This is a genomic window from Blastococcus sp. SYSU DS0669, assembly GCF_054050895.1.
Window position 1 is genome coordinate 14220 of the sequence record NZ_JBJHAE010000001.1, and the last position, 24472, is coordinate 38691.

21 protein-coding genes are annotated in these 24472 nt (G+C 73.7%); 10 read left to right on the forward strand and 11 right to left on the reverse strand.

Annotation, left to right across the window (positions count from 1 at the left end):
• Window positions 1–49: 49 nt before the first annotated feature.
• Both ACI792_RS00070 and ACI792_RS00075 read right to left on the reverse strand, forming a co-directional pair.
• Complete coding sequence (locus ACI792_RS00070; RefSeq protein ID WP_456601164.1) at window positions 50–991, reverse strand: ABC transporter permease; 942 nt, start codon at window positions 989–991, stop codon at window positions 50–52.
• Window positions 988–2520, reverse strand: coding sequence for an ABC transporter substrate-binding protein (locus tag ACI792_RS00075; protein WP_456600767.1), 1533 nt, complete (start codon window positions 2518–2520; stop codon window positions 988–990). The genes ACI792_RS00070 and ACI792_RS00075 overlap by 4 nt, the downstream gene beginning before the upstream one ends.
• Before the next feature lie 174 nt (window positions 2521–2694).
• On the opposite strand from ACI792_RS00075, the gene ACI792_RS00080 reads away from it, so the two are divergent.
• From ACI792_RS00080 to ACI792_RS00090, 3 genes are read left to right on the forward strand one after another with little or no spacing between them, the layout of a single operon-like run.
• Window positions 2695–3882, forward strand: coding sequence for a hydroxymethylglutaryl-CoA reductase (locus tag ACI792_RS00080; protein WP_456600768.1), 1188 nt, complete (start codon window positions 2695–2697; stop codon window positions 3880–3882).
• A 32-nt stretch (window positions 3883–3914) separates the two neighbouring features.
• A complete protein-coding gene (locus ACI792_RS00085) occupies window positions 3915–4937 on the forward strand; it encodes a dipeptide epimerase (RefSeq protein ID WP_456600769.1) in 1023 nt (340 codons plus the stop codon).
• Complete coding sequence (locus ACI792_RS00090; protein ID WP_456600770.1) at window positions 4934–5974, forward strand: DUF1611 domain-containing protein; 1041 nt, start codon at window positions 4934–4936, stop codon at window positions 5972–5974. Before ACI792_RS00085 ends, ACI792_RS00090 begins: the two co-directional genes overlap by 4 nt.
• A 3-nt stretch (window positions 5975–5977) precedes the next feature.
• Here the strand turns inward: ACI792_RS00090 and ACI792_RS00095 are convergent, their stop codons facing one another.
• The 6 genes from ACI792_RS00095 to ACI792_RS00120 form a co-directional block, all read right to left on the reverse strand.
• On the reverse strand, window positions 5978–6136 hold the full coding sequence (locus ACI792_RS00095) for a hypothetical protein (RefSeq protein WP_456600771.1): 159 nt from the start codon (window positions 6134–6136) through the stop codon (window positions 5978–5980).
• 20 nt (window positions 6137–6156) lie between these two features.
• The gene (locus tag ACI792_RS00100) at window positions 6157–7230 is read right to left on the reverse strand and encodes a class E sortase (protein ID WP_456600772.1); all 1074 of its coding nucleotides are present in this window, start codon (window positions 7228–7230) and stop codon (window positions 6157–6159) included.
• A gap of 196 nt (window positions 7231–7426) precedes the next feature.
• A complete protein-coding gene (locus ACI792_RS00105) occupies window positions 7427–8641 on the reverse strand; it encodes an acyl-CoA dehydrogenase family protein (RefSeq protein ID WP_456600773.1) in 1215 nt (404 codons plus the stop codon).
• 107 nt (window positions 8642–8748) lie between these two features.
• Window positions 8749–9618, reverse strand: a complete 870-nt coding sequence (locus ACI792_RS00110; RefSeq protein WP_456600774.1) for a MaoC family dehydratase — start codon at window positions 9616–9618, stop codon at window positions 8749–8751.
• Window positions 9618–10973 (reverse strand): 3-oxoacyl-ACP reductase, encoded by a 1356-nt coding sequence (locus ACI792_RS00115; RefSeq protein ID WP_456600775.1) that lies wholly within the window; start codon window positions 10971–10973, stop codon window positions 9618–9620. Before ACI792_RS00115 ends, ACI792_RS00110 begins: the two co-directional genes overlap by 1 nt.
• A 78-nt stretch (window positions 10974–11051) precedes the next feature.
• Window positions 11052–12347: an acetyl-CoA C-acetyltransferase gene (locus ACI792_RS00120; RefSeq protein WP_456582445.1), complete on the reverse strand. Its 1296-nt coding sequence runs from the start codon at window positions 12345–12347 to the stop codon at window positions 11052–11054.
• Window positions 12348–12408: 61 nt separating this feature from the next.
• Here ACI792_RS00120 and ACI792_RS00125 point away from each other — a divergent pair, with 61 nt between their 5' ends.
• On the forward strand, window positions 12409–13170 hold the full coding sequence (locus tag ACI792_RS00125) for a TetR family transcriptional regulator (RefSeq protein ID WP_456600776.1): 762 nt from the start codon (window positions 12409–12411) through the stop codon (window positions 13168–13170).
• A complete protein-coding gene (locus ACI792_RS00130) occupies window positions 13167–15218 on the forward strand; it encodes an acyl-CoA dehydrogenase family protein (RefSeq protein ID WP_456600777.1) in 2052 nt (683 codons plus the stop codon). Before ACI792_RS00125 ends, ACI792_RS00130 begins: the two co-directional genes overlap by 4 nt.
• Window positions 15219–15320: 102 nt before the next feature.
• Here ACI792_RS00130 and ACI792_RS00135 read toward each other — a convergent pair whose 3' ends face one another.
• A complete protein-coding gene (locus tag ACI792_RS00135) occupies window positions 15321–18071 on the reverse strand; it encodes a SpoIIE family protein phosphatase (RefSeq protein ID WP_456601165.1) in 2751 nt (916 codons plus the stop codon).
• 595 nt (window positions 18072–18666) lie between these two features.
• Between ACI792_RS00135 and ACI792_RS00140 the strand changes: the two genes are divergently transcribed.
• Together ACI792_RS00140 and ACI792_RS00145 are read left to right on the forward strand one after the other, a co-directional pair.
• Entirely contained in the window at window positions 18667–18951 is a 285-nt protein-coding gene (locus ACI792_RS00140) for an HU family DNA-binding protein (RefSeq protein WP_456582449.1), read from the forward strand.
• 124 nt (window positions 18952–19075) lie between these two features.
• Complete coding sequence (locus ACI792_RS00145; protein ID WP_456600778.1) at window positions 19076–20332, forward strand: serine hydrolase domain-containing protein; 1257 nt, start codon at window positions 19076–19078, stop codon at window positions 20330–20332.
• A 120-nt stretch (window positions 20333–20452) separates the two neighbouring features.
• Here the strand turns inward: ACI792_RS00145 and ACI792_RS00150 are convergent, their stop codons facing one another.
• Window positions 20453–20956 (reverse strand): MaoC family dehydratase, encoded by a 504-nt coding sequence (locus ACI792_RS00150; RefSeq protein WP_456582451.1) that lies wholly within the window; start codon window positions 20954–20956, stop codon window positions 20453–20455.
• 28 nt (window positions 20957–20984) lie between these two features.
• Between ACI792_RS00150 and folP the strand changes: the two genes are divergently transcribed.
• The 3 genes from folP to ACI792_RS00165 all read left to right on the forward strand — a co-directional run bounded on the left by folP (window position 20985) and on the right by ACI792_RS00165 (window position 24092).
• On the forward strand, window positions 20985–21845 hold the full coding sequence (folP, locus tag ACI792_RS00155) for a dihydropteroate synthase (RefSeq protein WP_456600779.1): 861 nt from the start codon (window positions 20985–20987) through the stop codon (window positions 21843–21845).
• A 135-nt stretch (window positions 21846–21980) separates the two neighbouring features.
• The gene (locus ACI792_RS00160) at window positions 21981–22406 is read left to right on the forward strand and encodes a PaaI family thioesterase (RefSeq protein WP_456582453.1); all 426 of its coding nucleotides are present in this window, start codon (window positions 21981–21983) and stop codon (window positions 22404–22406) included.
• An 87-nt stretch (window positions 22407–22493) separates the two neighbouring features.
• On the forward strand, window positions 22494–24092 hold the full coding sequence (locus tag ACI792_RS00165) for a 4-coumarate--CoA ligase family protein (RefSeq protein ID WP_456600780.1): 1599 nt from the start codon (window positions 22494–22496) through the stop codon (window positions 24090–24092).
• A gap of 50 nt (window positions 24093–24142) precedes the next feature.
• On the opposite strand, the gene ACI792_RS00170 is transcribed toward ACI792_RS00165, so the two are convergent.
• The gene (locus tag ACI792_RS00170; protein WP_456582455.1) at window positions 24143–24466 is read right to left on the reverse strand and encodes a glycerol dehydratase reactivase beta/small subunit family protein; all 324 of its coding nucleotides are present in this window, start codon (window positions 24464–24466) and stop codon (window positions 24143–24145) included.
• Window positions 24467–24472: the final 6 nt, after the last annotated feature.

Here is a 24472-nt window from a genome sequence, read left to right on the forward strand (position 1 = left end):
GTCGGCAGCAGGACTCGGCTGGGGGTCGGCAGCAGGACTCGGCTGGGGATCATCGGCGGATCCGGGGGTCGATGGCGGTGTAGAGCAGGTCCACCACCAGGTTGATCACCAGGAAGACCAGCGCGAAGAGCAGGATCGCGCCCTGCAGCACCGGGTAGTCGCGGGCCTGGACCGCCTGCAGCGCCAGCTGCCCCAGCCCCGGCCACGAGAAGACGATCTCCACGACCACCACCCCCGACAGCAGGTAGGCCAGCTGCACGCCGGTCACCGTGACCAACGGCAGCAGCGCGTTCCGCAGCACGTGCCAGGTGAACACCTGCCGCGTCGGCAGCCCCTTGGCCTGCGCCGTGCGCACGTGATCGGCGCCGAGGGCCTCGAGCATGCTGGACCGCACGAACCGGGTGATCACCGAGCCCGACACCACGCCGGTCACCAGCGCAGGCATGAGCAGCCGCTGGAGCCACCCGCCCGGGTCCTCGGTGAGCGGGACGTAGCCGCCCGAGGGCAGCCAGCCCAGCGTCCCGGCGAAGATCAAGATCAGCACGATGCCCATCCAGAAGTCCGGCACCGAGATGCCGAACTGGCTGATCACGGTGGCCGCGCGGTCGACGAGCGAGCGCGGGCGCAGCGCCGAGATCGTGCCCAGCGGGACGGCGATGAGCAGCGCCACCAGGATGGAGGCGAGCGCCAGCGTCAGCGTCGCCGGCAGCCGCTCGGCGATCTGGGAGGTCACCGTCTCGCCGCTGCGGAAGCTCACCCCCAGGTCGCCGGTGAGCGCCCGGCCGAACCAGCTGAAGAACTGCTCGAACAGCGGCTGGTCCAGCCCCGAACGCTCGCGCAGGGCGTCGTAGCTCTCCTGGGAGAACCGGGTGCCCAGCGCGAGCCGCACCGGATCGCCTGGTACCAGGTGCACCAGGCCGAACACGATGACGCTCACTCCGGCGAGGACGACCGCGGACTGGCCGATCCGCCGGAGGACGTAGCCGGTCAGGGCAGCTCCACGCCTTCGAAGTTGATGGCCTTGTCGGCCCGGATCTCGTACCCGGAGAGCCCTGGCGCCCAGGCCTGCACGACGTCGGGGTTGTAGAGGTACAGGTAGGAGACGTCGTCCACGATCAGCTTCGCGGCCTGGTCGTAGAGCTCCTTGCGGGCGTTCTCGTCGGTCTCCGTGGATGCCTGGGTGAGCAGCTGGTCGACCTGCGGGTTGCTGTAACCCTGGTAGTTGCTGGAGCCGTCGGTGATGTGCTGGGCGTGGTAGAAGTCGAACGGGTCGATGTTGCCCAGCCAGCCGAGCATGAACGCGTCGAAGTCGCCCTGCGCCTGCCGGTCCAGCCAGGTGGCGAAGTCCACGGTCTGGACGTCCACCTCGATCCCGATCGGCTCGAGCTGGCTGGCGATGACCTGCGCGGCGGTGACGGTCTCCGGGAACTCGTCGGTGACCATCAGCCCCATGGTGATCGGGGTCTGCACCCCGGCCTGCTCGAGCAGCGCCGTCGCCTCTTCCACGTTGGGCTCGAAGGGCGCGTAGTCGTAGTAGTAGAAGCTGTCCTCGGGGATGGCGGTCTGGTTGGGCTGCGCCGCCCCGAACCGGGCCGCCTCGGTCACCGCACCGCGGTCGATGGCGGTGGCGATCGCCTGGCGCACCAGCGGGTTGCCGAAGGGCTCCCGGTCGTAGTTCATGCTCATGTACCAGTAGTCCACGCTGGGCGTGGTCGCGAGCTCGACGGCGTCGTCACCTTCGAGGGACTCGATCTGCTGCGGCGGGATGTTGTCGGTCCACTGCACCTCGCCGTTCTGCAGCGCGGTCAGCGCCGCGGCCGGCTCGGTGATGTAGGTGAACTCGACGCCGCCGATGCTGGGCGCGCCGCCCCAGTAGTCCTCGTAGGCGGCGAGCTCGGTGCTGCTGGCGTCGGAGCTCTCCAGCGTGAACGGGCCGGTGCCGACCGCCTCGGTCGTGAGGTCGTACTCCTCGGCGGCGCCCTCCGGCAGGATCGCCATGCCCTTGAAGGCGCCGATCAGGGCGGGCAGGTTCGGCGTCGGCTGGCTGACGGTGATCTCGACGGTCTGCGGGTCGACGGCTTCGACGCTCTCGACCGTGGCGAACCGGTAGGCGTTGTTGAGCTCCTCGTCGATGATCCGGTTGTACGAGTAGACGACGTCCGCGGCGTCGAACTCGCTGCCGTCGTGGAAGGTGACGCCCTCCCGCAGGTTGAACGTCCAGGTCAGCCCGTCCTCGCTGACCTCCCAGTCGGTGGCGAGGCTCGGCTCCATCGTCAGGTCCTGCGCGTTCGGGACGACGAGGGTGTCGTAGACGTTCTCCAGCACCTGGAAGCTCGGGTAGGCGCTGGTCACGTGCGGGTCGAACTGGTCGGGCTGGGCGCTCACCGCGGCCACGAGCACGTCGCCGCCGCCGCCCCCGCCGCCGCCGGCACCGGTGTCGACGCTCTCGCCGCCACCGCTGCACGCACTGAGGGCGAGCGCGCCGACGGCGCCCAGGGAGATCAATCGAGTGGTGCGCACGGGAACCTCCGCGATCGGGGCAGGTCGTCCACCCCGACCTTGCTCCCGTACCCGCAGGTTGGCGACTCGGGGGCAAGGGATCGTTGCCGGTTCGAGACCCGACGGTGGACGCGCGGGGGGAAGTGAGCCACCTCACAATCGAGGCGTCACACCGTCGTCCCGTCGAGGTGCCCCATGACCGACGCCCGTCCTCCGCACCGCGCCCGCATCCCCCGCGACCGGGAGCACGACTACACCGACGAGATGGCGCACAAGCGGCAGGCCTTCGTCGCCGAGCAGACCGGCGCCGGGCTCGACCACGTCGGCCGGTACTCCATCGACCCCGCCGTGCTGCCCGGCAACGTCGAGAACTTCACCGGCGTCGCCCAGGTGCCCCTGGGCCTCGCCGGGCCGCTGACGCTGCGGGGCGAGCACGCCCGGGGCGACTTCTTCGTGCCGATGGCCACGACGGAGGGCACGCTGGTGGCCAGCTACAACCGCGGGATGCGGCTGATCGCCGAGTGCGGCGGCGCGCGGACCACCGTCGTGGACGACCACATGCAGCGCGCGCCCGCCTTCATGCTCGAGGACGCCCTGGCGGCGCGGGAGTTCGGCCGCTGGGTGGACGAGCACGTCGACGGCATCAGGGCGGCGGCCGAGGCCACGACCCGCTCGGGGAAGCTGACCTACATCGGCCAGCACCAGATCGGCCCGCTGCGGTACCTGCGGGTCAACTACACGACCGGCGACGCCGCCGGCCAGAACATGACCGGCAAGGCGACGCTGGCCGCCTGCGAGTGGATCCGCGAGAACCACCCCGACCACCCGCGCTACGTCCTCTCCGGCGCGATCGACACCGACAAGAAGCACTCGCAGATCAACATGCTGATGACGCGGGGCAAGCGCGTCGTCGCCGAGGTGACGATCCCCGACGAGGTGCTGCGGCGGCTCACCGGCGTCGGCACCCGGCAGCTGTTCGAGTACCGGCAGATCGGCATGGCCGGCGCCTTCATGTCCGGGGCGGCCTACAACGGCGCGCACGCCGCGAACGGGCTGACCGCCATGTTCATCGCCACCGGGCAGGACGCCGCCAACGTCGCAGAGTCGCACTCCGGGGTCACCTACACCCAGCTGCTGGAGAACGGCGACTACTACTGGTCGACCACGCTGACCTCGCTCATCGTCGCCACGTACGGCGGGGGCACGGGGCTGCCCACCCAGCGCGAGTGCCTGGAGGTGCTCGGCTGCTACGGCAAGGACAAGGTGCAGAAGTTCGCCGAGATCTGCGCCGGGGTGGTGCTGGCCGGCGACATCTCGCTCACCTCCGCGATCCTGGCCGGTGACTGGGTCACCAGCCACGACGCCCTCGGGCGCAACCGGTAGCCGCGGGCCGCCCCGGCCACGAGACTGCCCGGGTGGAGCTCACCTGCCGCCCCCTGACGCTGCACCTGCGCGACACCTTCACGATCGCCCGCTCCTCCGTGGACACCGAGGAGGTGCTCGTCGTCCGGGTCGACGAGGGGGGCGTCCGCGGTTACGGCGAGGGCGCGCCGGTCGCCTACTGGGGGGAGTCGGTGGCCGCGATGGCCGACGCCGTCGCCGCGGACGGGCCCGCGCTCCTGGACGGGGACCTCCGCGACGTCGAGTGCATCGCCCGCCGGCTGCGGGCCTGGGACGGCCCGCAGGGCGCGAAGATGGCTCTCGACGGCGCGGTGCACGACTGGCTGGGCCGTCGCTACGGGCAGCCGGTCTGGCGGCTGCTGGGGCTGGACGGGGTCCTCCCGCCCACCAGCTTCACGATCGGCATCGCGTCGGTGGAGGAGACGGTCGCCCGTGTGCGGCGCGCCCCGGGGTTCGCCGTCTACAAGGTGAAGGTGGGCGGGCCGGGCGACCTGGAACGGCTGGCGGCGATCCGCTCGGTCACCGACGCCCGGCTGCGGATCGACGGCAACGAGGGCTGGACGTTCGACCAGGCCCGCGAGCTGCTGCCGCGGCTGCGCGAGCTGGGCGTCGAGATGGTCGAGCAGCCCTTCCCCGCCGGCGACCTGGACTCCTTCGCCCGCTACCGGGAGCTCCCCGACCGGCTGCCGGTGTTCGTCGACGAGGGCTGCAAGGACCTCGCCTCGGTGCCCGCCGTCGCCGGCTACGCGGACGGCATCGTGGTGAAGCTGGCCAAGTGCGGGGGCATCCGCGAGGCGCAGCGGATGCTGGCGGCGGCCGCGGCGCTGGACCTCCGGGTGATGCTCGGCTGCATGATCGAGTCGCAGCTCGGCATCGCCCAGGCGGCGCAGCTCGGCCCGCTGGCCGACCTGGTGGACCTCGACGCCCACCTGCTCGTCTCGGACGAGCCCTTCACGGGTCTGGGGCTCGAGGCCGGGCGGGTCGTGCTGCCCGACGCACCCGGCCTCGGGCTCGAGCCGGCCGGGGAGGCGGCGTGAGCGGGGAGCGGCTGGCCGTCCTGACCGGCGGGCAGCTGTCGGAGTCCTACGCCAAGACCGCGCACGGGGTGCTCCGCTACGGCACCCGCGAGGTGGTCTGCGTGATCGACCCCGCGCACGCCGGGCGGCGGGCGGTCGACGTCGTCCCCTTCTGCGCCTCCCCCGCCCCCGTGGTCGCCGACGTCGCGGCCGCCCGGGAGCTCGGCGCGACGACGGTGCTGCTCGGGGTCGCACCGCTCGGCGGCCGGCTGACGGCCGCCTGGCGGGAGACGCTGCTGACCGCCCTCCGGCTCGGCCTGCACGTCGAGGCCGGGCTGCACACCGACCTGGGCGCCGATCCGGAGCTGGCGGCCGCCGCCCGGGCGGCCGGGGTCTCGATCCGCGACCTGCGCGCGGTCCCCGACGACCTCGGCGTCCCGCTCACCGGGCCGGTCGGCGCCCGGGTGGTGCACACCGTCGGCTCGGATTGCGCGATCGGGAAGATGAGCGTCGTCCTGGAGCTGGACCGGGCCGCGCGGGACCGGGGGCTGCGCTCGGTCTTCGTGGCCACCGGGCAGACCGGCGTCGCGATCTCCGGCTGGGGCATGGCCGTCGACCACGTGATCTCCGACTTCACCGCCGGCGCCGCCGACCGGCTGGTGCGGGAGGGCGCCGGACGGGGTGACCTGCTGTGGCTGGAGGGGCAGGGCTCGATCTACCACCCGGCCTACTCGGGCGTGACCCTCGGCCTGCTGCACGGGTCGTCGGCGGACGCGCTGGTGCTGTGCCACCGGGCGGGGCGCACCGCGATCGCCGACTACCCGGGCACGGCGCTGCCCCCGCTCGCCGAGATCGTGCGCGGCTACGAGCAGGCCGCCGGCTGGGTGCGCCCGGCGCGGGTCGCCGCGGTCGCCGTGAACACCGCCGGGCTCGACGACGTCGCCGCGCGGCGTGCCGTGGACGCCGCCGCGGGAGAGACCGGGCTGGTCACCGACGACGTCGTCCGCTGGGGCCCCGACCGGGTGCTCGACGCCGTGCTGGCCGTTCTGGACCGGTAGCGATCAGCCGTCGACGGTGACGTCGTTCCAGGGGAGCTGCGGCTCCACCCACGGGAAGACGACGAAGAGCAGCAGGGCGCAGACGGCGAGCGCGAGGACGAGCGACTGCGCCGCCCTCAGGCCCGTGCCGCCGGGCAGGTGCCGCCAGATCCAGCCGTACATGCGGTCCTCCGGTGTCCGGATCAGCCCTCGCGCAGCGCCGGCGGGCCATCGGGCATCTCCGACTTGGGAATGCCCGCGCCGTCCAGCCGCGCGTGGATGATCAGCCGCTCCCGCGCGGAGAAGCGCGGGTGGCAGGTGGTGAGCGTGAGGTAGGCGCCGGTCGGGCCGACCGCCGGGTCGGCGGTCGGTGTCGGGGCGATCACCGACACGTCGGAGGGGGAGACCACGTGCCGGCCGGGGATGCCGGTCGGGTCGGCCTCGAGATCGCCGGTCGCCGGGTCGCCCAGTACGCGGTAGACGAACCAGGTGTCCACGGTCTCGACGACGATCGGATCGCCGGGGGCGAGCGCGTCGAGCTCGAGGAAGGGCGAGCCCTTGCCCACCCGGTGGCCGGCGAGCGCGACGTTCCCGGGCTGCCCCGGCATCGCGGTGCCGACGTAGTGGCCGGGCCCCTGCGAGAGCTCGCCCTCGGTGGTGCCCTCCAGGACCACGCGGGCGTAGTCCTCGCCCAGCCGCGGGATGCGCAGGACCCCGAACGCGTCGCCGATCTCGACCTGGACGAGGCCCGCCTCGGTGGGGGCGTTCCGCCACTCCTCCTCCAGCTCGGCGCTCAGCTGGTCCTGGCGCCGCTCGGCGAGCAGGTCGGTGACGTAGACCTCGTAGACGACGAAGAGCAGCAGCACCAGGCCGGCGGTGACCATCAGCTCGCCGATCCCGCGGGACACCACCTGCCACCGCGGCTCTCGGCGCCGGGGCGGGGTGGCCTGCTCCTCGCCGTCCTCGTCCTGCCAGGAGGCGCCGTGCCAGGACCGGCCGTCCGAGGAGGGGTCGTCCCAGGTGCCGTCGTCCGCGGTGAGCTCGTCCCAGTGCTCGTCCCACGGCCCGTCGTCCCACGGGCGCTCGGCCGGGCGCGCCCCGGCCACGGTGCCGACCGGGCCGCCGTCGGGTGCGGGGATCGCGTCGTGCCGCGGGCCGGCCACCGGCGGCACCGGCGGGCGGGCGGTCAGCGGCAGGACGTCCGGGTCGGCGCCGGCGTCCCACCGCAGCGCCGGACGGGTGTCGTCCTCGCGCCGTCCCCGGTCCGGGTCCGCCATACCGTGCCCCCGGTCGTTCGGCTGCGGCGCCCCTCGAAGGCGCGTCGGGCCGATGCTAAGTGACGGAACCGCTGCTCAGCGTGATGCGACGCGCCGGGCACGGGCCGCGTCACCACACCCGGACGACGGTCGCGCTCTGCCCCGCCCACGTGGGCAGAGCGCGACACCACGACACAGCTGCCCGGTCGGCTCTCCGTCAGCGGAGCTGCACGCCGGAGATGGCGCGGGCGATGACCAGGCGCTGGATCTCCGAGGTGCCCTCGAAGATCGTGTAGATCTTCGCGTCGCGCGCCATCCGCTCGACGGGGTATTCGCGGGTGTAGCCGTTGCCGCCGAGGATCTGCATGGCCTTCTCCGTCACGCGCACGGCCGTCTCCCCTGCCACCAGCTTCGACATCGAGCCCTCGGCGGCAGTGAACTGCTGGCCGTTGCGGGCCATCCACGCCGCGCGCCACACCAGCAGGCGGGCCGCGTCGATCGAGGTCTTCATGTCGGCGAGCATGAAGGCGATCGCCTGGTTCTCGATGATCGGCCGGCCGAACTGCACCCGCTGCTTGGCGTAGTCCAGCGCGTAGTCGTAGGCGGCCCGCGCCACCCCGACCGCCTGGGCGCCGACCGCGGGGCGGGTGCGCTCGAAGGTCGCCATCGAGGGCTGGGTGCGCCCGCTCCGCACGCCCTCGCGCGCGCGGGCCAGCCGCTCCTCGAGCTTCTCCCGCCCGCCGAGCAGGCAGTCACCGGGCACGCGGCAGCCGTCCAGCACCACCTCGGCGGTGTGCGAGGCGCGGATGCCGTGCTTGAGGAACTTCTGGCCCTGGCTGATGCCCTTCGTGCCCGGCGGGACGACGAAGCTCGCGTGCCCGCGCGCCTTCAGCTCCGGGTCGACCACGGCGGTGACCACGTGGATGTCGGCGATCCCGCCGTTGGTGGCCCAGGTCTTGGTGCCGGTGAGCACCCACTCGTCGGTCGCCTCGTCGTAGACGGCCCGGGTACGCATGGCCCCGACGTCGGAGCCGGCGTTGGGCTCGCTGGAGCAGAAGGCGGCCACCTTCGGCTCGCTCTCGGTCCCGAACATCGCGGGGATCCACTGCCCGACCTGCTCGTCGGTGCCGTTGGCCCGCACGGAGGCGGCGGCGAGCGTCGTCCCCACGATCGCCAGCCCGATCCCGGCGTCGCCCCAGAAGAGCTCCTCCATGGTGAGCGGGATGCCGAGACCGGACTCGTCGAACCACTGGGTGGCGAAGAAGTCCAGCGAATACAGGCCGATCTTCGCGGCCTCCTGCAGGACCTCCCACGGGAAGTCCTCCCGCTCGTCGTACTCGTGCGCGGCCGGGCGGACGACGTCCGCAGCGAACTCGTGCACCCACTTCTGCAGCTCGAGCTGGTCCTCGGTGAGGTCGAACGACACGGCCATGCGGAGCTCCTCGATTCGGTCCGTCGCGTTGATCATCGGCATCCGGCTGCGCCCAGCGGCGTGTCGGCCGACCAGACGCCGATGATCAACGAGGGGGTGCGCTCAGGTCACAGGGGGCGGATGGTGGCGACGAGGTGCTCGGTGCCGCTCGCCGCGTTGCGGACGGCGGCGTCCCAGCCACCCTGGGCCTGCTCCGTGGCGAGCGTGACCGTGGAGGGCAGGAACAGCGGCTTGCGGAAGGCGACGTCGACCGTGAACGCGTCGGGCAGCCGGTTCTCCAGCGCCGCCAGCACGCGGGCCTTGACCCACATGCCGTGCGCGATCGCCCGCTTGAAGCCGAACGCCTTGGCGGACAGCCCCGAGAGGTGGATCGGGTTCACGTCACCGGAGACCTTGGCGTAGCGGCGACCGGCGTCGTCGGGGACCCGCCAGGTGGCGACCGCCCGCTCCAGGCTGCCCACCGTCACCGTCACATCGGATTCCGGCGCGCCGTCGGGTGCGGCCGCCCCGCGCGCCAGGTACGTCGACCGGGAGCGCCAGACCTCGGCGCCGCCGGCGCGCACCGACGCGCAGAGGTCGACGGTCACCCCGCTCCGGTGCCGCGCGAACCGCTCCGCCCACACCTCGAGGTCGAGCGCCCCGGTCGTGGCGATCGGGCGCAGCAGGTCGATGCGGTTGCGCACGTGCACCAGCCCGGGCAGGGCGAGCGGGAACGCGCGGTCGCTCATCAGCGCCAGCTGCAGCGGGAAGGTCAGCACGTGCGGGTAGGTCGCCGGCAGCGTGTCGGCGAGCGGGAAGCCGCAGACCCGCGCGTACGCGGCGAGGTCGGCCGGGTCCACGGTCACGCCGGTGCGCGCGACGCGGGTGTCGGGCAGGTCCCCGCCCCGGCCGCGCGCGGTGAGCGCGGCCCGGGCGAAGAGCGCCGCCATGTTCGGCGGCCCGTCCAGGACGGTGCGTGCAGCGGAGGACTCGGCCATCAGGCCCCCAGCAGCGACTGGCCGCAGACCCGCACGGTCTGGCCGTTGACCCCGGCGCTGGCCGGCTGCGCCAGCCAGGCGATCGTCTCGGCGACGTCGACCGGCAGCCCGCCCTGCTGCAGCGAGTTGATCCGCGACCCGATCTCCCGGGTGCCGAAGGGCATCTTCGCCGTCATCTCGGTGACGATGAAGCCCGGCGCGACGGCGTTGATCGTGGCGGCCCGGCCGGCGAACTCAGGCGCCCAGGCCCGCACCATGCCGAGGACGCCGGCCTTGCTCGCCGCGTAGTTGGTCTGGCCGCGGTTGCCGGCGATGCCCGACTGCGAGGAGACGCAGACGACGCGGGCGCCCGGCCTCAGCACGCCGTCGGCGTCCAGCAGCGCCTGCGTGAGGTCCAGCTGCGCCTGCAGGTTGACCGCCATGACGGTGTCCCAGCGGGCGGCGTCCATGTTCACCAGCAGCTTGTCGCGGGTGATGCCGGCGTTGTGGACGACGACGTCCACGCCCCCGTGCCGCTCCCGCAGGTGCTCGACGAGCCGCTGCGCGGCGTCCGCGGCGGTGATGTCGAGCTGCAGCGACGTCCCCCCGATCTCGTTGGCCACCCGGGCCAGGGCGTCCCCGGCGGCGGGGACGTCGACGGCGACCACGTGCGCGCCGTCGCGGGCCATGACCTTCGCGATGGCGGCGCCGATGCCGCGCGCCGCACCGGTGACGACGGCGACCTTGCCGGCCAGCGGCCGCTCCTCGTCGGGGTTCGCCGGGACGTCCGCCGCCGAGAGGGTGAGCAGCTGGCCGTCGACGTAGGCGGAACGGCCGGAGAGGAAGAAGCGGAGCGGCGCGGCGAGCGAGCCCTCGGCGCCGTCGGGCACGACGAGCGCGTTCGCCGTCGAGCCGTTGAGCAGCTCCTTGCCGATGGACCGGACCAGTCCGTCCACGGCCTGGCGTGCCGCCGCCTGCGCCGGGGTGGCGGCATCCGCCGGCGGGTCGGCGAGGACCAGCACCCGCCCGGAGGCCCGCAGCCGCTTGATCACCGGGGCCAGGACGTCGCGCGCGCCGGCCAGGTCGCCCGGCGAGGCCAGCCCCGTGGCGTCGAGGACCACCGCGCCGAGCTTCTCGCCGTCGGCCGCCCCGTCGGCGGTCACCGGCGACTGCACGGTCACCCCGGCGTCCCGGAGGACGGCGGTCACGGTCTCGCCCAGCCGGCCCGCGCCGGCCGAGCCGACCACCACCGGGCCCGGGAGCAGGGGCTCCCCGGGCTCGTAGCGGCGGAGCTCGACCGGGCGCGGCAGGCCCAGTTGCTTGGTGAGGGTGGTGCCGAAGCCGGAGTTGGCGAAGTTCGTGTACCAGTCAGCCACTGAGAGCTCTCTTCTTCCGGAGGTGTGCGGGTGGGGTGCGGCCGGAGGCCGTCCGGTTCCCCACCGGAGGTGTGTGGGTCAGGACTCGAGGATCGCGACGACGCCCTGACCGCCGGCGGCGCAGATGGAGATCAGGCCGCGCTTGCCCGGGCCCGCCTCGTGCAGCATCTTGGCCAGGCTCGCCACGATCCGGCCGCCGGTCGCGGCGAACGGGTGCCCGGCGGCCAACGACGAGCCGTTGACGTTCAGCTTCGCCCGGTCGATCGGTCCCAGCGGCGCGTCGAGGCCCAGCTTGTCCTTGCAGAACGCGGGGTCCTCCCAGGCCTTCATCGTCGCGAGCACGGTGGACGCGAACGCCTCGTGGATCTCGTAGAAGTCGAAGTCCTGCAGGGTCAGGCCGTTGCGGGCCAGCATCACCGGCACGGCGTAGACCGGGGCCATGAGCAGGCCCTCGCCGCCGTGCACGTAGTCGACGGCGGCGGTCTGCGCATCGACGAGGTGGGCCAGCACCGGCAGCCCCTTGGCCCGCGCCCACTCGTCGGAGGCCAGCAGCACGGCCGAGGCCCCGTCGGTGAGCGGCGTCGAGTTGCCCGCGGTCATCGTGGCGCGCTCGCCCTTGCCGAAGACCGGCGTCAGCTTCGCCAGCTTCTCGACGCTCGAGTCGGGGCGCAGGTTGTTGTCGCGGGCGAGGCCGAGGAACGGCGTCACCAGGTCGTCGAAGAAGCCGCGCTCGTAGGCGGCAGCCATGCTCCGGTGGGAACGGGCGGCGAGCTCGTCCTGCTCCTCGCGCCCGATCTCCCACTCCTCCGCGGTGATCGCGGCGTGGTCGCCCATGGCCAGGCCGGTGCGCGGCTCGGCGTTGCGCGGGATCTCGGGCGCCAGCATGCCCGGGCGGATCCGTGCGAGGGCCTTCAGCCGGTCCTGCACCGTCTTCGCGCTGTTGAGCGAGATGAGCACGCGGCGGAGGTCCTCCCCCACGGCCAGCGGCGCGTCGGAGGTGGTGTCCACCCCGCCGGCGATCCCGGACTCGATCTGGCCCAGCGCGATCTTGTTGGCGACGAGGATCGCGGCCTCCAGCCCGGTGCCGCAGGCCTGCTGGACGTCGTAGGCCGGCGTGGTGGGCGACAGCTTCGAGCCGAGCACCGCCTCGCGGGTGAGGTTGAAGTCGCGCGCGTGCTTGAGGACGGCGCCGGCGACGACCTCGCCCACCGACTCGCCCTGCAACCCGAAGCGGGCGACGAGCCCGTCGAGGGTCGCGGTGAGCATGTCCTGGTTGGACGCCTGGGCGTAGGCGGTGTTGGACCGCGCGAACGGGATCCGGTTGCCGCCGACGATCGCCGCCCGGCGGGTGGCGGGCTTCGCGTTCTCAGCCATGGGGACCTCCGTGGTGGGGGATGGGTGGCCGGTACCGACAGTACCCGGTACCGTCGGTGCCGTGAAACTCGAGGCGATGGACCCGTCGTCGCAGCCGGAGGCCCCGGCCGGCCGCCGGCGGCGGGCCGGCGGGGACACCCAGGGGCGCGCCGAGCACCGGGCGGGGGCGGCCGCCGCCCGTGCGGCCGCCCCGCGCGACCGGCGCGACTCCCGGTGGGACGAGCACCGCCGCGCCCGCCGGGCCGCGCTGGTCGACGCGGCGGTCGTCGCGGTCGGCCGGCACGGCGCCGGCGTGGGCATGGACGAGATCGCGGCCGTGGCCGGCACCAGCAAGACCGTCGTCTACCGGCACTTCGCCGACCGCAGCGACCTGCACGTCGCCGTCTGCACCCGGGTCGCCGAGCAGCTGGTGCCGACGCTGCGCGCCGCGATGGGCAGCTCCGACCAGCCGCGCGACATGCTCGGCGCCGCCGTCGAGGCCTACCTGGCGTTCCTCGAGGCCGATCCGGAGCTGTACCGCTTCGTCGTCCACGGCCCGACCGGCCCGGCCGACGCCGACGACCCGATCACCGGCCTCTCCGACCTCGTCGGTGACCAGGCGGCCGCGATCCTGGCCCCGGCGCTCGAACGGGCCGGCCGCGACCCGGTCGCCGCCGCGCCCTGGGGCCACGCCGTCGTCGGCCTGGTCCGCGCCGCCGCCGACTGGTGGCTGCGCGCCGGCCGCCCCATGCCGCGTCGCGACCTGGCCGCCCACCTCACCGAACTCGCCTGGGCCGGACTCTCCGGCGTCGCGACCCCCGAACCCCGCAAGGAGGACCTGTGACGAGCACCCTGCCCCCCACGGTCGACCCGGCCCGCCTCCAGGAGGCGCTCGACGGCCGCTGGGCGCACGTGCGCCGCGACGCCCGCGAGAACCTGCACGACCCGGAGATGCTCCCGGTCTACGGCGAGTCGATGGCCGAGGCGCGGGAGCGGGTGACCCGCATGGCGGCGAAGCTCGCAGAGTCCGGCCGGGTCACCCTCGGCTTCCCCAAGGAGTTCGGCGGCGAGGCCGACGCCGGCGGCTCGGTCGTCTCCATCGAGATGCTGGCCTTCGTCGACCTCTCGCTCATGGTCAAGGCCGGCGTCCAGTGGGGCCTGTTCGGCGGGGCGGTGCAGCTGCTCGGCACGCGCCGGCACCACGAGACCTACCTGCGCGACATCATGAGCTTCGACCTGCCCGGCTGCTTCGCGATGACCGAGACCGGGCACGGCTCCGACGTCCAGCAGCTGCGGACCACGTGCACCTACGACCCCGCGACGCAGACGTTCGACCTGCACACCCCGCACGAGGCGGCGCGCAAGGACTACATCGGCAACGCGGCGAGGGACGGCCGGATGGCGGTGGTCTTCGCGCAACTGGTCAGCCAGGGGAGGAACCACGGGGTGCACGCCTGGCTGGTGCCGATCCGGGACGAGGACGGCAACCCGATGCCTGGCGTCACCATCGGCGACGACGGCCCCAAGGCCGGGCTGCTCGGCGTCGACAACGGCCGGCTCACCTTCGACCACGTGGCCGTGCCGCGGGACATGCTGCTCGACCGCTACGGCCAGGTCGCCGCGGACGGCAGCTACACCTCGAGCATCGAGAACGAGACCCGGCGCTTCTTCACCATGCTGGGCACCCTCGTGCGGGGCCGGGTCAGCGTCGGCGGCTCGGCGGCGTCGGCCACCAAGCTGGCGCTCGACATCGCCGTCCGCTACGGCAACAGCCGTCGCCAGTTCGCCGCTCCCGGCGAGGAGCGCGAGATCGTCATCAACGACTACCTCGTGCACCAGCGCAAGCTGCTGCCGGCGCTGGCGAGGACCTACGCGCTGCACTTCGCCCAGAGCGAGCTGGTCAGCACCATGCACGACCTCCAGACGGCGGTGCACGAGCACGGCCAGGAGGTCGACGAGCACGCCCAGCGGGAGCTCGAGTCCCGCGCCGCCGGCCTCAAGGTGGCCCAGACCTGGCACGCCACCCGCACCATCCAGATGTGCCGTGAGGCGTGCGGCGGCGCGGGCTACCTGCAGGAGAACCGGCTCCCCCACCTCAAGGCCGACACCGACGTCTTCACCACCTTCGAGGGCGACAACACCGTCCTGCTGCAGCTGGTGGCGAAGGGCCTGCTCACCGGCTACCGCGACACGTTCGGCTCGCTCGACGGCTGGGGCCGGATCGGCTTCGTCGCCGACATGGTCCGCGAGACCGTCCTGGAGCGGACGGCGGCGCGGGCGCTGATCCAGCGGCTCGTCGACGCCGTCCCCGGCCGGGACGACGAGGTGCCGATGCTCGACCGCGGCTGGCAGCTCAAGATGTTCGAGTTCCGCGAGAAGCACGCCCTCGAGGGCGCGATCCGCCGCCTGCGGAGGAACTCGACGATCGAGGGCATGGCCCCGTTCGACATGTTCAACGACGTCCAGGACCACGTCCTGAAGACGGCGCAGACGCACATCGACCGGGTCGTCCTCGAGGCGTTCGTCGACGCCGTCGACCGCACCACCGACCCCGCCGCGAAGGCGCTGCTCGACACCGTCTGCGACCTGTACGCCCTGTCCACCATCGAGAAGGACAAGGCCTGGTTCCTCGAGCACGGGCAGCTCACCCCGTCGCGGGGCAAGACGCTGACCGCGACGGTGAACGGCCTGCTCAAGGCCCTGCGGCCGCACATCACCACGCTGGTCGACGCCTTCGCGATCCCCGACGGCTGGAAGGCCGCCGCGATCCTGGAGGAGGAGCCGGGCCGGCAGGAGGCGATGGCCGCCCGCGACGCCGAGCTGCGGGCCCAGACCGGCGCGAGCACCCCCCAGGGCACCGCGACCGCCGTCGAGGTCCCGCCGGGCCAGTAAGAGGACCCCCGTGCCCCCCGGCCCTCGCACGCTCGGGCCGGGGCCCTGCACGGGAGGGTCCGGCGGCCGGGGTGCCCGGCAGCGCATCCACCCGGTGCGGGGTCAGTCCTCGGGAACGAGCCGGACGGCGAGGACGGCGACGTCGTCCTCGGCGTCCGGCAGGATCATCCGCTCCAGGACGCGGTCGCAGAGCTCGTCGAGGGGCAACCCGCCGCACTCGCCGAGGACCTCCAGCAGCTCCTCGGTGCCCGCGTCGATGTCGCGGTCGCGGCGCTCGACCAGCCCGTCCGTGTAGAGCAGCACCGTCGAGCCGGGGGCCAGGACGGCGACGTGGTCCTCGCGGACGGTCTCCGGCGCGACGCCCAGCAGCAGGTCCGCCTGCTTGCCGTCGAGGAGCACCACACTGCTGTCCGAGGCGAGCAGCGCCGGTGGCGGGTGCCCGGCGTTGGCCCAGCGCAGCCGCATGCGCCCGGCCTCGTCGCCGGGCTCGGGGTCCAGCTGGGCGACCAGCGCCGTCGCCATCGTGTTCAGCGCCAGCCCCTGGACCGCGCGGTCGAGCTCGGTGAGCACCTCGGCCGGTGAGCCGCCGCTGGAGTAGCTGATCCCCCGCAGCAGACCGCGGACCTGACCCATCGCCGCCGCGGCCCGGGTGTCGTGGCCGACGACGTCGCCGATCGCCAGCACCGTCGTGCCGCCGCGCTGGAGGAAGGCGTCGTACCAGTCGCCACCGATCTCGGCGCCCTCGGCGGCCGGCACGTAGCGCACCACGATCTCGCAGTGCTCCGGCTGCGGCGGCTCGGTCAGCATGCTCCGCTGCAGCGCGTCGGCCAGATCCCGTTGCTGCTCGTACAGCCGGGCCTGGTGCAGGGCCAGCCCCGCCCGCCGGCCGATCTCCACCGCCGTGTCCACCTCGGCGTCGCCGAGCGGCCCGCGCTGCTCCCCGGTGAACAGCCCCAGCGCGCCGAGCGCCTGCCCGCGCGCGACCAGCGGCACCACGACGGAGGACGCGGCCCCCAGCCGGGAGAAGAGCTCCCGCGTCACGGGATCGGGCAGCGCGCGCGCCACGTGGTCGCGGTCGATGGCCGGCAGCACGACGGGGCGGCCGGTGGCGGTCACCTGCCGCGCGGCGGCCTCCTCGGTCATCTCGGCGACCATCGCGCGCACGTAGGCCTGGACCTCCTCGCGCCGCGCCGGGTCCCGGTGACCGCTGGCCACCCCGTGCAGCCGGCCGGCCTCGTCGGTGACCACGATCCAGCACCAGTCGGCCAGCTCGGGCACCACGAGGGAGGCCAGCCGGCCGATCTGCTGGTCGATGTCCAGCGTCCCCGACAGCACCCGCCCGGCCTCCGCGAGCAGCCGCAGCCGCTGGTTGGCCTGCGCCATCGCCGCGACCGCCGCACCGCGCTCGGCGTCGGACTGCAGCCGCGACACGCTCAGCGCGATCTGCGCGGCCAGCGCCTCGAGCACCTCGACGTCGTCCCCGATGAACGTGTGCGCGCTGGTCCAGACGACCAGGAACGAGCCGAGCAGCCGCCCTTCGACCCGCAGCGGGATGGTCGCCAGCGCGTGCAACCCCAGCAGTTCGATGACCGGCTCCAGCGCCGGGAAGCGGGCCACCGCCTCGGCGCGGTCGTCGAGCAGGATCCGGCGTCCGTGCCGGGCCGCGTGCTGGGCCGGCAGCGCGTCGTCCATGGGGAGGATGACGCCGTCGCCGAGCACCCCCGCCTCCGGCGCGCTCTCCTCCACCGCGGCCACCATGTTCCCGGTCATGCGCAGCCGCAGCGGGCCGCCCGGGAAGTCGAAGACAGCCAGCGCGCTGGACTCGGCACCCAGCACCTGGGCCCCGCGCAGCGCGATGTCGGCGAGCTGGTCCAGCCGCGCCGCGTTGGCGAGCTCGGCCGCCACCTCGGCGATCGCAGCGGCCCGCTGCACCGCGGTGAGCCGCCGCTGCGCCTGCCCGCGCGCCTCGGTGATGTCCACGGCCGTGCCGAGCACCCGCGCCGGGGCGCCGGTCACGTCGGCCACCACACGCCCGCGGGCGAGCACCCACCGCGTGACGCCGTCCTCGCGCAGCGCCCGGAACTCGACGGTGTAGTCACCGCGCTCCTCCACGGCGACCCGCATGGCCTCGGCGATGGCGGCGTGGTCGTCGGGGTGCACGTGCGAGACCAGGACGTCGTCGAGCGAGTCGAGCTCGACCGCGGAGTCCAGGCCGAACAGCGCCGCGCACCGGTCGTCCCAGTGGATGGTCCCCGTGCGCAGGTCGCGCTCCCAGATGCCCACCGAGCTCGCCTCGAGCGCGACCTCCAGCCAGGCCCGCGAGGTGCCCACCGCCGACTGCGCGGCCGACAGCTCCAGCTCGGCGACGACGGAGGCGGCCAGCTGCTCCAGCAGCTCGGCGGCGTCCTCGGACCAGGTGCGCGGCTCGGCGTCGTAGGCCGCCAACGCGCCCACCACCTGACCCGAGACGGCGGTCAGCGGCGCGCCCAGGTAGGAGAGCACCTGCCCCGACGTGACGGCGGGCAGGTCGGCCACCCGCGCGTCCTCGGTGGCGGCGGAGACGACCAGCGGCTGGCCGGTGCGCACCGTGATGGCGGAGAGCGCCCCGGTGAGGAGGGCCGGGCCGCCCACCACGCCGGCCGGGAGGCCGTACCCACCGACGACGACGTCGTGGTCGGTGAAGAGCGTGACCTTGACGTGGCCCACCCCGAGCACCCGGGCCGTCAGCGCCGAGAGCCGGTCGAACGCCGCGGGGCCGCGGACCTCCAGCAGCAGCCGGCGCGCCGCGGCGATCCGCAGCGGATCGGTGAGCGGGTCGTCCTCGGACCGACCGTCCGGGACCGCGGCGCCCATCGTGGCCACGCATCCTCCGCCCGGCGTCCGCGCCCCCCTGACCGGGGACGTTCCTGGCACATGCTGGCACGCCGCGCCGCGGGCGCGGGACCGGCGTCCCCGGTGTGCCACGGAAGGACGTCCCCCCGCGGGGTGAGGCGGCAGGGGCCGGGACCGCACGGCCAGCCCGCGGCCCTGCGGCTGAGCGACCCGCGGACCGGCGAGGTGCACACCGCCCCCGTCTCGCTGCGGGTGCACCTCTCGACCGGTGTCGGGGACGCCCTGCGCAGGGCGCCCACCCGCCCGGCCGCCCACCGCTTCACCCCCGTCGTCTGCACCGACCCCGCCCGAGGAGCGGCTGAGCCAGCCCGCAGGGGCCGCGGGACCGCGTGACGGCTGTGATCAGCGGGTCTGCCGGGTTTCCCAGGACCCCCCACTGGCCAGACCTGCAGGTGGCATGACACCGTGCCCCCGGCCCGGAATCCCGCGAGACCGGGTGCTCGCACCCCCGCCAGGCGTGGGAGCGGGAACCCCGGTGTCGTCCCGCGCGTCCGGGTGAAGAGCCGGCTGCGTGCCGAGGACACGGCACCGCCACCCCCTACGGAAAGGTTGCTCCATGAACAAGGCTGAACTGGTCTCCGCCATCGCCAAGCGCGCCGACGTCCCGACCTCGACGGTCGACTCGGTCCTCGCCGGCCTCCAGGACGAGCTCGTCGACGCGATCACGCGTGGCGAGAAGGTCGCCGTCTCCGGGCTGATCACGGTCGAGCGCACGCAGCGCTCCGCCCGCACCGGCCGCAACCCGCAGACCGGTGAGTCGATCGACATCCCCGCGGCCAACACCGTCAAGGTGACCGCCGGCTCCAACCTGAAGAAGGCCGCGAGCTCCGTCCCGGTCTGACCCCGGGTCGCGCCCGCAGCCGGGCCGACGCCGACCCCGTGTGTCCGGGCTCACAACGCCGTGAGCCAGGATGCGGTCGAGGCGTCGCCCGGCGGCGGTCGGCGCCCGGGACCCGGAGGTGCGCGTGAGCGACGAACTGCAGGTGGTCACCGACCCGGCAGAGGTGGGCATGGACCCCGCCCGGTTGGGACGCCTGGACGGCCGGCTGGCCCGCTACGTCGAGGAGGGCCAGCTGCCCGGCTTCCTGGTGACGGTCGCCCGCCACGGGAAGCTGGTGCACGTCGGGCGCTACGGCTCCCGCGACGTCGAGCACGGCCGCCCCGTCGAGCTGGACACCCGGTGGCGCATCTTCTCGATGACGAAGCCGGTCACCTCGGTCGCGGCGATGATGCTGTACGAGGAGGGCGCCTTCCAGCTCTCCGACCCGATCTCGCGGTGGCTGCCGGAGTTCGCCGAGACCCGCGTGTACGTGGCCGGGTCGACGATGAAGCCGGTCACCGCGCCGCAGGTGGAGCCGATCCGGATCTGGCACCTGCTCACGCACATGTCGGGGCTCACCTACGGCTTCCACCACGCCCACCCCGTCGACGCCATGTACCGCGCGATGGGCCACGAGTGGGGCACCCCGCCCGGCGCGGACTCCGCCGAGGTCTGCCGGCAGTGGGCCTCGGTGCCGCTGGTCTTCCAGCCCGGCAGCGAGTGGAACTACGGCGTCTCCACCGACGTGCTGGGCCGGCTGGTCGAGGTCGTCTCCGGGCAGCCGCTGGACGAGTTCTTCGAGCAGCGCATCTTCGCGCCGCTCGGCATGGCGAACACGTCGTTCGGGCTGCGCCCCGAGGACGACCCCGACACCCTGGCCCGGCTCTACGCCGCCACCCCCGGCCGGCCGGGGGGCGCGCCCACGGGCTTCGCCCCGCTCGACGCCATGGGCCAGGCGGCCCTGAGCAAGCCCGCGTTCCTCTCCGGCGGCGGCGGGCTCGTCTCCACCGCCGGTGACTACCTGCGGTTCGCGGAGATGATGCGCCGCGGCGGCTCCTACGACGGCGGCCGGCTGCTCGGGCCGCGGACGCTGGCCCACATGGTCAGGAACCACATCCCCGGTGGGCAGGACCTGGAGACCTTCGGCCGGCCGCTGTTCGCCGAGACGCCGCTGCGCGGGGTGGGCTTCGGCCTCGGGGTCTCGATGGTGATCGACCCGGTGCGCTACGGCGTCGTCTCCAGCGTCGGCGACTACAGCTGGGGCGGGGCGGCGTCGACGGCGTTCTACGTGGACCCGGTCGAGGACCTGACGGTCGGCTTCTACACGCAGCTGCTGCCCTCGAGCACGCTGCCGATCCGCACCTACCTGCGCCAGCTGATCAGCCAGGCGATCGTCACCTGACCCGTCCCCGGCGCTGGGATCAGGTGGCCTGATCGTCGGGCGTCCTCCCTCGCGGTGCGCGGTGAGGGAGGACGCCCGGCGGTGAGGGTGGACGGCGGTTGCGAGCCGACCGCCCGCCGGTCAGAGGTAGCGGCGGTAGACGACGGTGGCGACCATCGCCGGCTTGCTGCCGCCCTCGACCTCCACGGTGACGGCGAGGTTCATCTGGATGCCGCCCTCGAACGGCGTCGCCGCCTCGAGCGTGGCAGAGGCCCGCACCCGCGCGCCGACGGGCACCGGCGAGGGGAAGCGCACCTTCTCGGTGCCGTAGTTCACGCCCATCCGGAAGCCGGTGATCTCGACGATCTGCGGCATCAGCGCGGGCAGCAGCGACAGCGTCAGGTAGCCGTGGGCGATGGGCCCGCCGAACGGGCTCTCCTTCTTCGCCCGCTCCGGGTCGACGTGGATCCACTGGTGGTCGCCGGTCGCCTCGGCGAACTGGTTCACCTGCTCCTGCGTGATCGTCACCCAGTCGCTGTGGCCCAGGTGCTGACCCACCAGGCCCTGGACCCCCTCGACGCCCTCGGCCGTCGTCTGCGCCATCTGCTCTGCCTCCTCGTGCACGGTCTGGTTGGCTGACTCCACCACACACCACCATGGGACGGGGAGCGGGTTGCTGCGACTGGGGGCGCTCGACGTTCCGGACGGCGCGTTCGTGGTCATGGCGATCGTCAACCGCACCCCCGACTCGTTCTACGACCGCGGGGCCACCTACGAGCTGGCCGCGGCCGTCGAGCGGGTGGACCAGGTGGTCGCCGAGGGCGCGGACATGGTCGACGTCGGCGGCGTGAAGGCCGCGCCCGGCGAGGAGGTCTCCCCCGCCGAGGAGGTGCGCCGGACCGTCGACCTCGTGGCCGCGATCCGCGCCGCGCACCCCGCCCTGCCCATCTCCATCGACACCTGGCGGGCCGGGGTCGCCCGCGAGGCGCTGGCCGCCGGCGCCGACGTGGTGAACGACGCCTGGGGCGGCGTGGACCCGGCGCTGGCGGTCGTCGCGGCCGAGGCCGGCGCCGGCATCGTCTGCACCCACGCCGGTGGGCTGCCGCCGCGCACCCGGCCGCACCGTGTCGCCTACGACGACGTCGTCGCCGACATCGTCACGCGGACGACGACGCTGGCCGAGGCCGCCGTCGCCGCCGGGGTGGACCGCGAGCGCGTGCTGGTCGACCCGGGGCACGACTTCGGCAAGAACACCCGGCACTCGCTGGAGGCGACCCGCCGGCTGGACGAGCTCGTCGCGACCGGCTGGCCGGTGCTCGTGGCGCTGTCGAACAAGGACTTCGTCGGCGAGACCCTCGACGTCCCGCTGGGCGAGCGGCTCACCGGCACGCTGGCCGCGACCGCGGTGAGCGCCTGGCTGGGCGCCCGGGTGTTCCGCGCCCACGACGTCGCCCCGACCCGGCAGACGCTGGACATGGTGGCCTCAATCCGCGGCACCCGCCCGCCGGTGCGCACCGTCCGCGGCCTCGCGTGAGAGAGGACCCCCTGCCGCCCACGCCTCGCAGGCTCGGCGCGGGCCCCTGCGGAGGGGCCGGGGCGCGCCGCCCACTCGCCGGGACCCTTCGGGCCCCGCTCCTCGCGGGCACCCCTGCAGCTAAGTTCCCTTCCCATGTCCGCCACCGGGTTCCTGACCGCCGACGAGCTCAACGACCTGCTGCCGGGCACCCTCCCCGGCCTGCTCGGCATCGTCGTCGACACCCACGAGCCCGGTCGGCTGACGAGCCACCTCGACGTCCGGCCCGAGCTGCTCGCCCCCAACGGCTACCTGCACGCGGGCACCGTCGTCACCCTCGCGGACACCTCCTGCGGCCTGCCCACGCGCGCGCTGCTCCCCGAGGGTGCCAGCGGGTTCACCACGATCGAGCTCAAGAGCAACCACCTGAGCACCGCGCGGGAGGGCCGGCTCACCTGCGAGGCCACCAACGTGCACGCCGGGCGGACCACCCAGGTGTGGGACGCCGTCGTCCGCAACGCCGCCACCGGGAAGACCATCGCGTTGTTCCGGTGCACGCAGTCTGTGCTGTGGCCCCGCTGACCGGGCGAACCCGCCGGTAACCCCCTTGTGAGCGGGGACACCGCGGGTGTGAGACTGGCGCCACACACCATGCGAGGAGGAACACCCGTGGCGCTGTCGAGCCCGTATCCCGACGTCGAGATCCCGAACGTCTCCGTCCCCGAGTTCGTCCTGGCGGCCGGCCGGGAGAAGCCCGATGCACCGGCCCTGATCGACGGCCTCAAGGGCGACGTCATCACGCACGGCCAGCTGGCCCAGTACGTCGACCGGGTCGCGGCCAACCTGCACGCCCGCGGCCTGCGCAAGGGCGACGTCGTCGCCGTCTTCTGCCCGAACACCCCGTGGTTCCCGGTGGTCTTCCACGGCATCGCCGCAGCCGGCTGCGTGATGAGCCCGATCAACTCGCTCTACACGCCCGACGAGATCGCCTTCCAGCTGAAGGACTCCGGCGCGAAGATCCTGATCACCATCGGGCTGTTCCTGGACCGCGCCACGGCGGCCGCGGAGAAGACGCCGCTGGACGAGATCATCGTGCTCGACGGCGCCGAGGGGCACGCCAACCTGTTCGACCTGCTGGGCGCCGACGCGCCGTCGGTCCAGGTGGACATCGACCCGGCGAACGACCTGGTCACGCTGCCGTACTCCAGCGGCACCACCGGGCTGCCCAAGGGCGTCATGCTGACCCACCGCAACCTGGTGGCCAACGTCGCGCAGTGCCGCCCGCTGATCCGGCTGGGCGAGGACGAGCGGATCATCGCCGTCCTGCCGTTCTTCCACATCTACGGCCTGACCGTGCTGATGAACCAGGGCCTGGCGTGGGGCGGCGCCGTCGTCACGCTGCCGCGCTTCGACCTGGAGGACTTCCTCCGCACCATCCAGGACCACAAGATCACCCGCGCGTTCGTCGCGCCGCCCATCCTGCTGGCGATGGCCAAGCACCCGGTGGTCGACCAGTACGACCTGTCGTCGCTGACCTCGATCCTGTCGGGCGCCGCCCCGCTCGACGAGCAGCTCGCACTGGCGGCCCAGGACCGGCTGCGCAAGGGCGCCGACACCGGCGTCACCGTCGGGCAGGGCTACGGCATGACCGAGCTCTCGCCGGTCTCGCACACCACGCCCGACCCGGGCGCCGAGCCGCCGGGCGTCAGCAGCGAGGTGCCCAAGGGCTCGGTCGGGTACGCGGTGCCCAACACCGAGTGCCGGCTGGTCGACCCGGGCACCGGCCAGGACGCCGCGCCGGGCGAGCGCGGTGAGCTGTGGGTGCGCGGCCCGCAGGTGATGAAGGGCTACCTGAACAACCCCGACGCCACCGCCGGGACCGTCGACAGCGAGGGCTGGCTGCACACCGGCGACGTCGCCGTCGTCGACGAGAACGGCTGCTACACGGTCGTCGACCGCGTCAAGGAGCTGATCAAGTACAAGGGCTACCAGGTGGCCCCGGCCGAGCTCGAGGCCGTGCTGATCAACCACCCGGAGATCGCCGACGCCGCCGTCATCGGCGTGCCGGACAAGGAGAGCGGCGAGGAGCTGCCGAAGGCGTTCATCGTCCGCGCGCCGGGCTCGGAGCTCTCCGAGGACGCCGTCATGGCGTACATGTCCGAGAAGGTGGCCCCGCACAAGAAGATCCGCTTCGTCGAGTTCATCGAGCAGGTGCCGAAGTCGGCAGCCGGCAAGATCCTGCGCAAGGACCTCAAGGCCCGCGCCTGAGAACGCCCCGCGACGGCGGTGGGGCCCCGGCACGGCGACGTGCCGGGGCCTCACCCCAGCGGCAGACCCTTGACCACCCGCCCGGCCGTCCGGCCGGCCCGGCGCAGCTCGACCGGTCCCGCGCCCGCCCCGACGACGAGCACCGCGCGCCGCGCGGGGAGCTTCCCGTGGTGCACCGCGACCGCCCCGGCGGCGTCCACCCCGATCCCCACCTCCAGCCGGGAGTCGGTCGCCGCGGCGTGCGCCATCGCCACGGCATCCGGGGATCCGTGCGGGAGCACGACCTCGCGGGTCGGCACCCCCTCCTCCTCCATGCCGGCGTGGAGCTCGCGCAGCACCGTGGCATCGGCATCCGCGTGGCGGTGCACGAGCACCGCCGG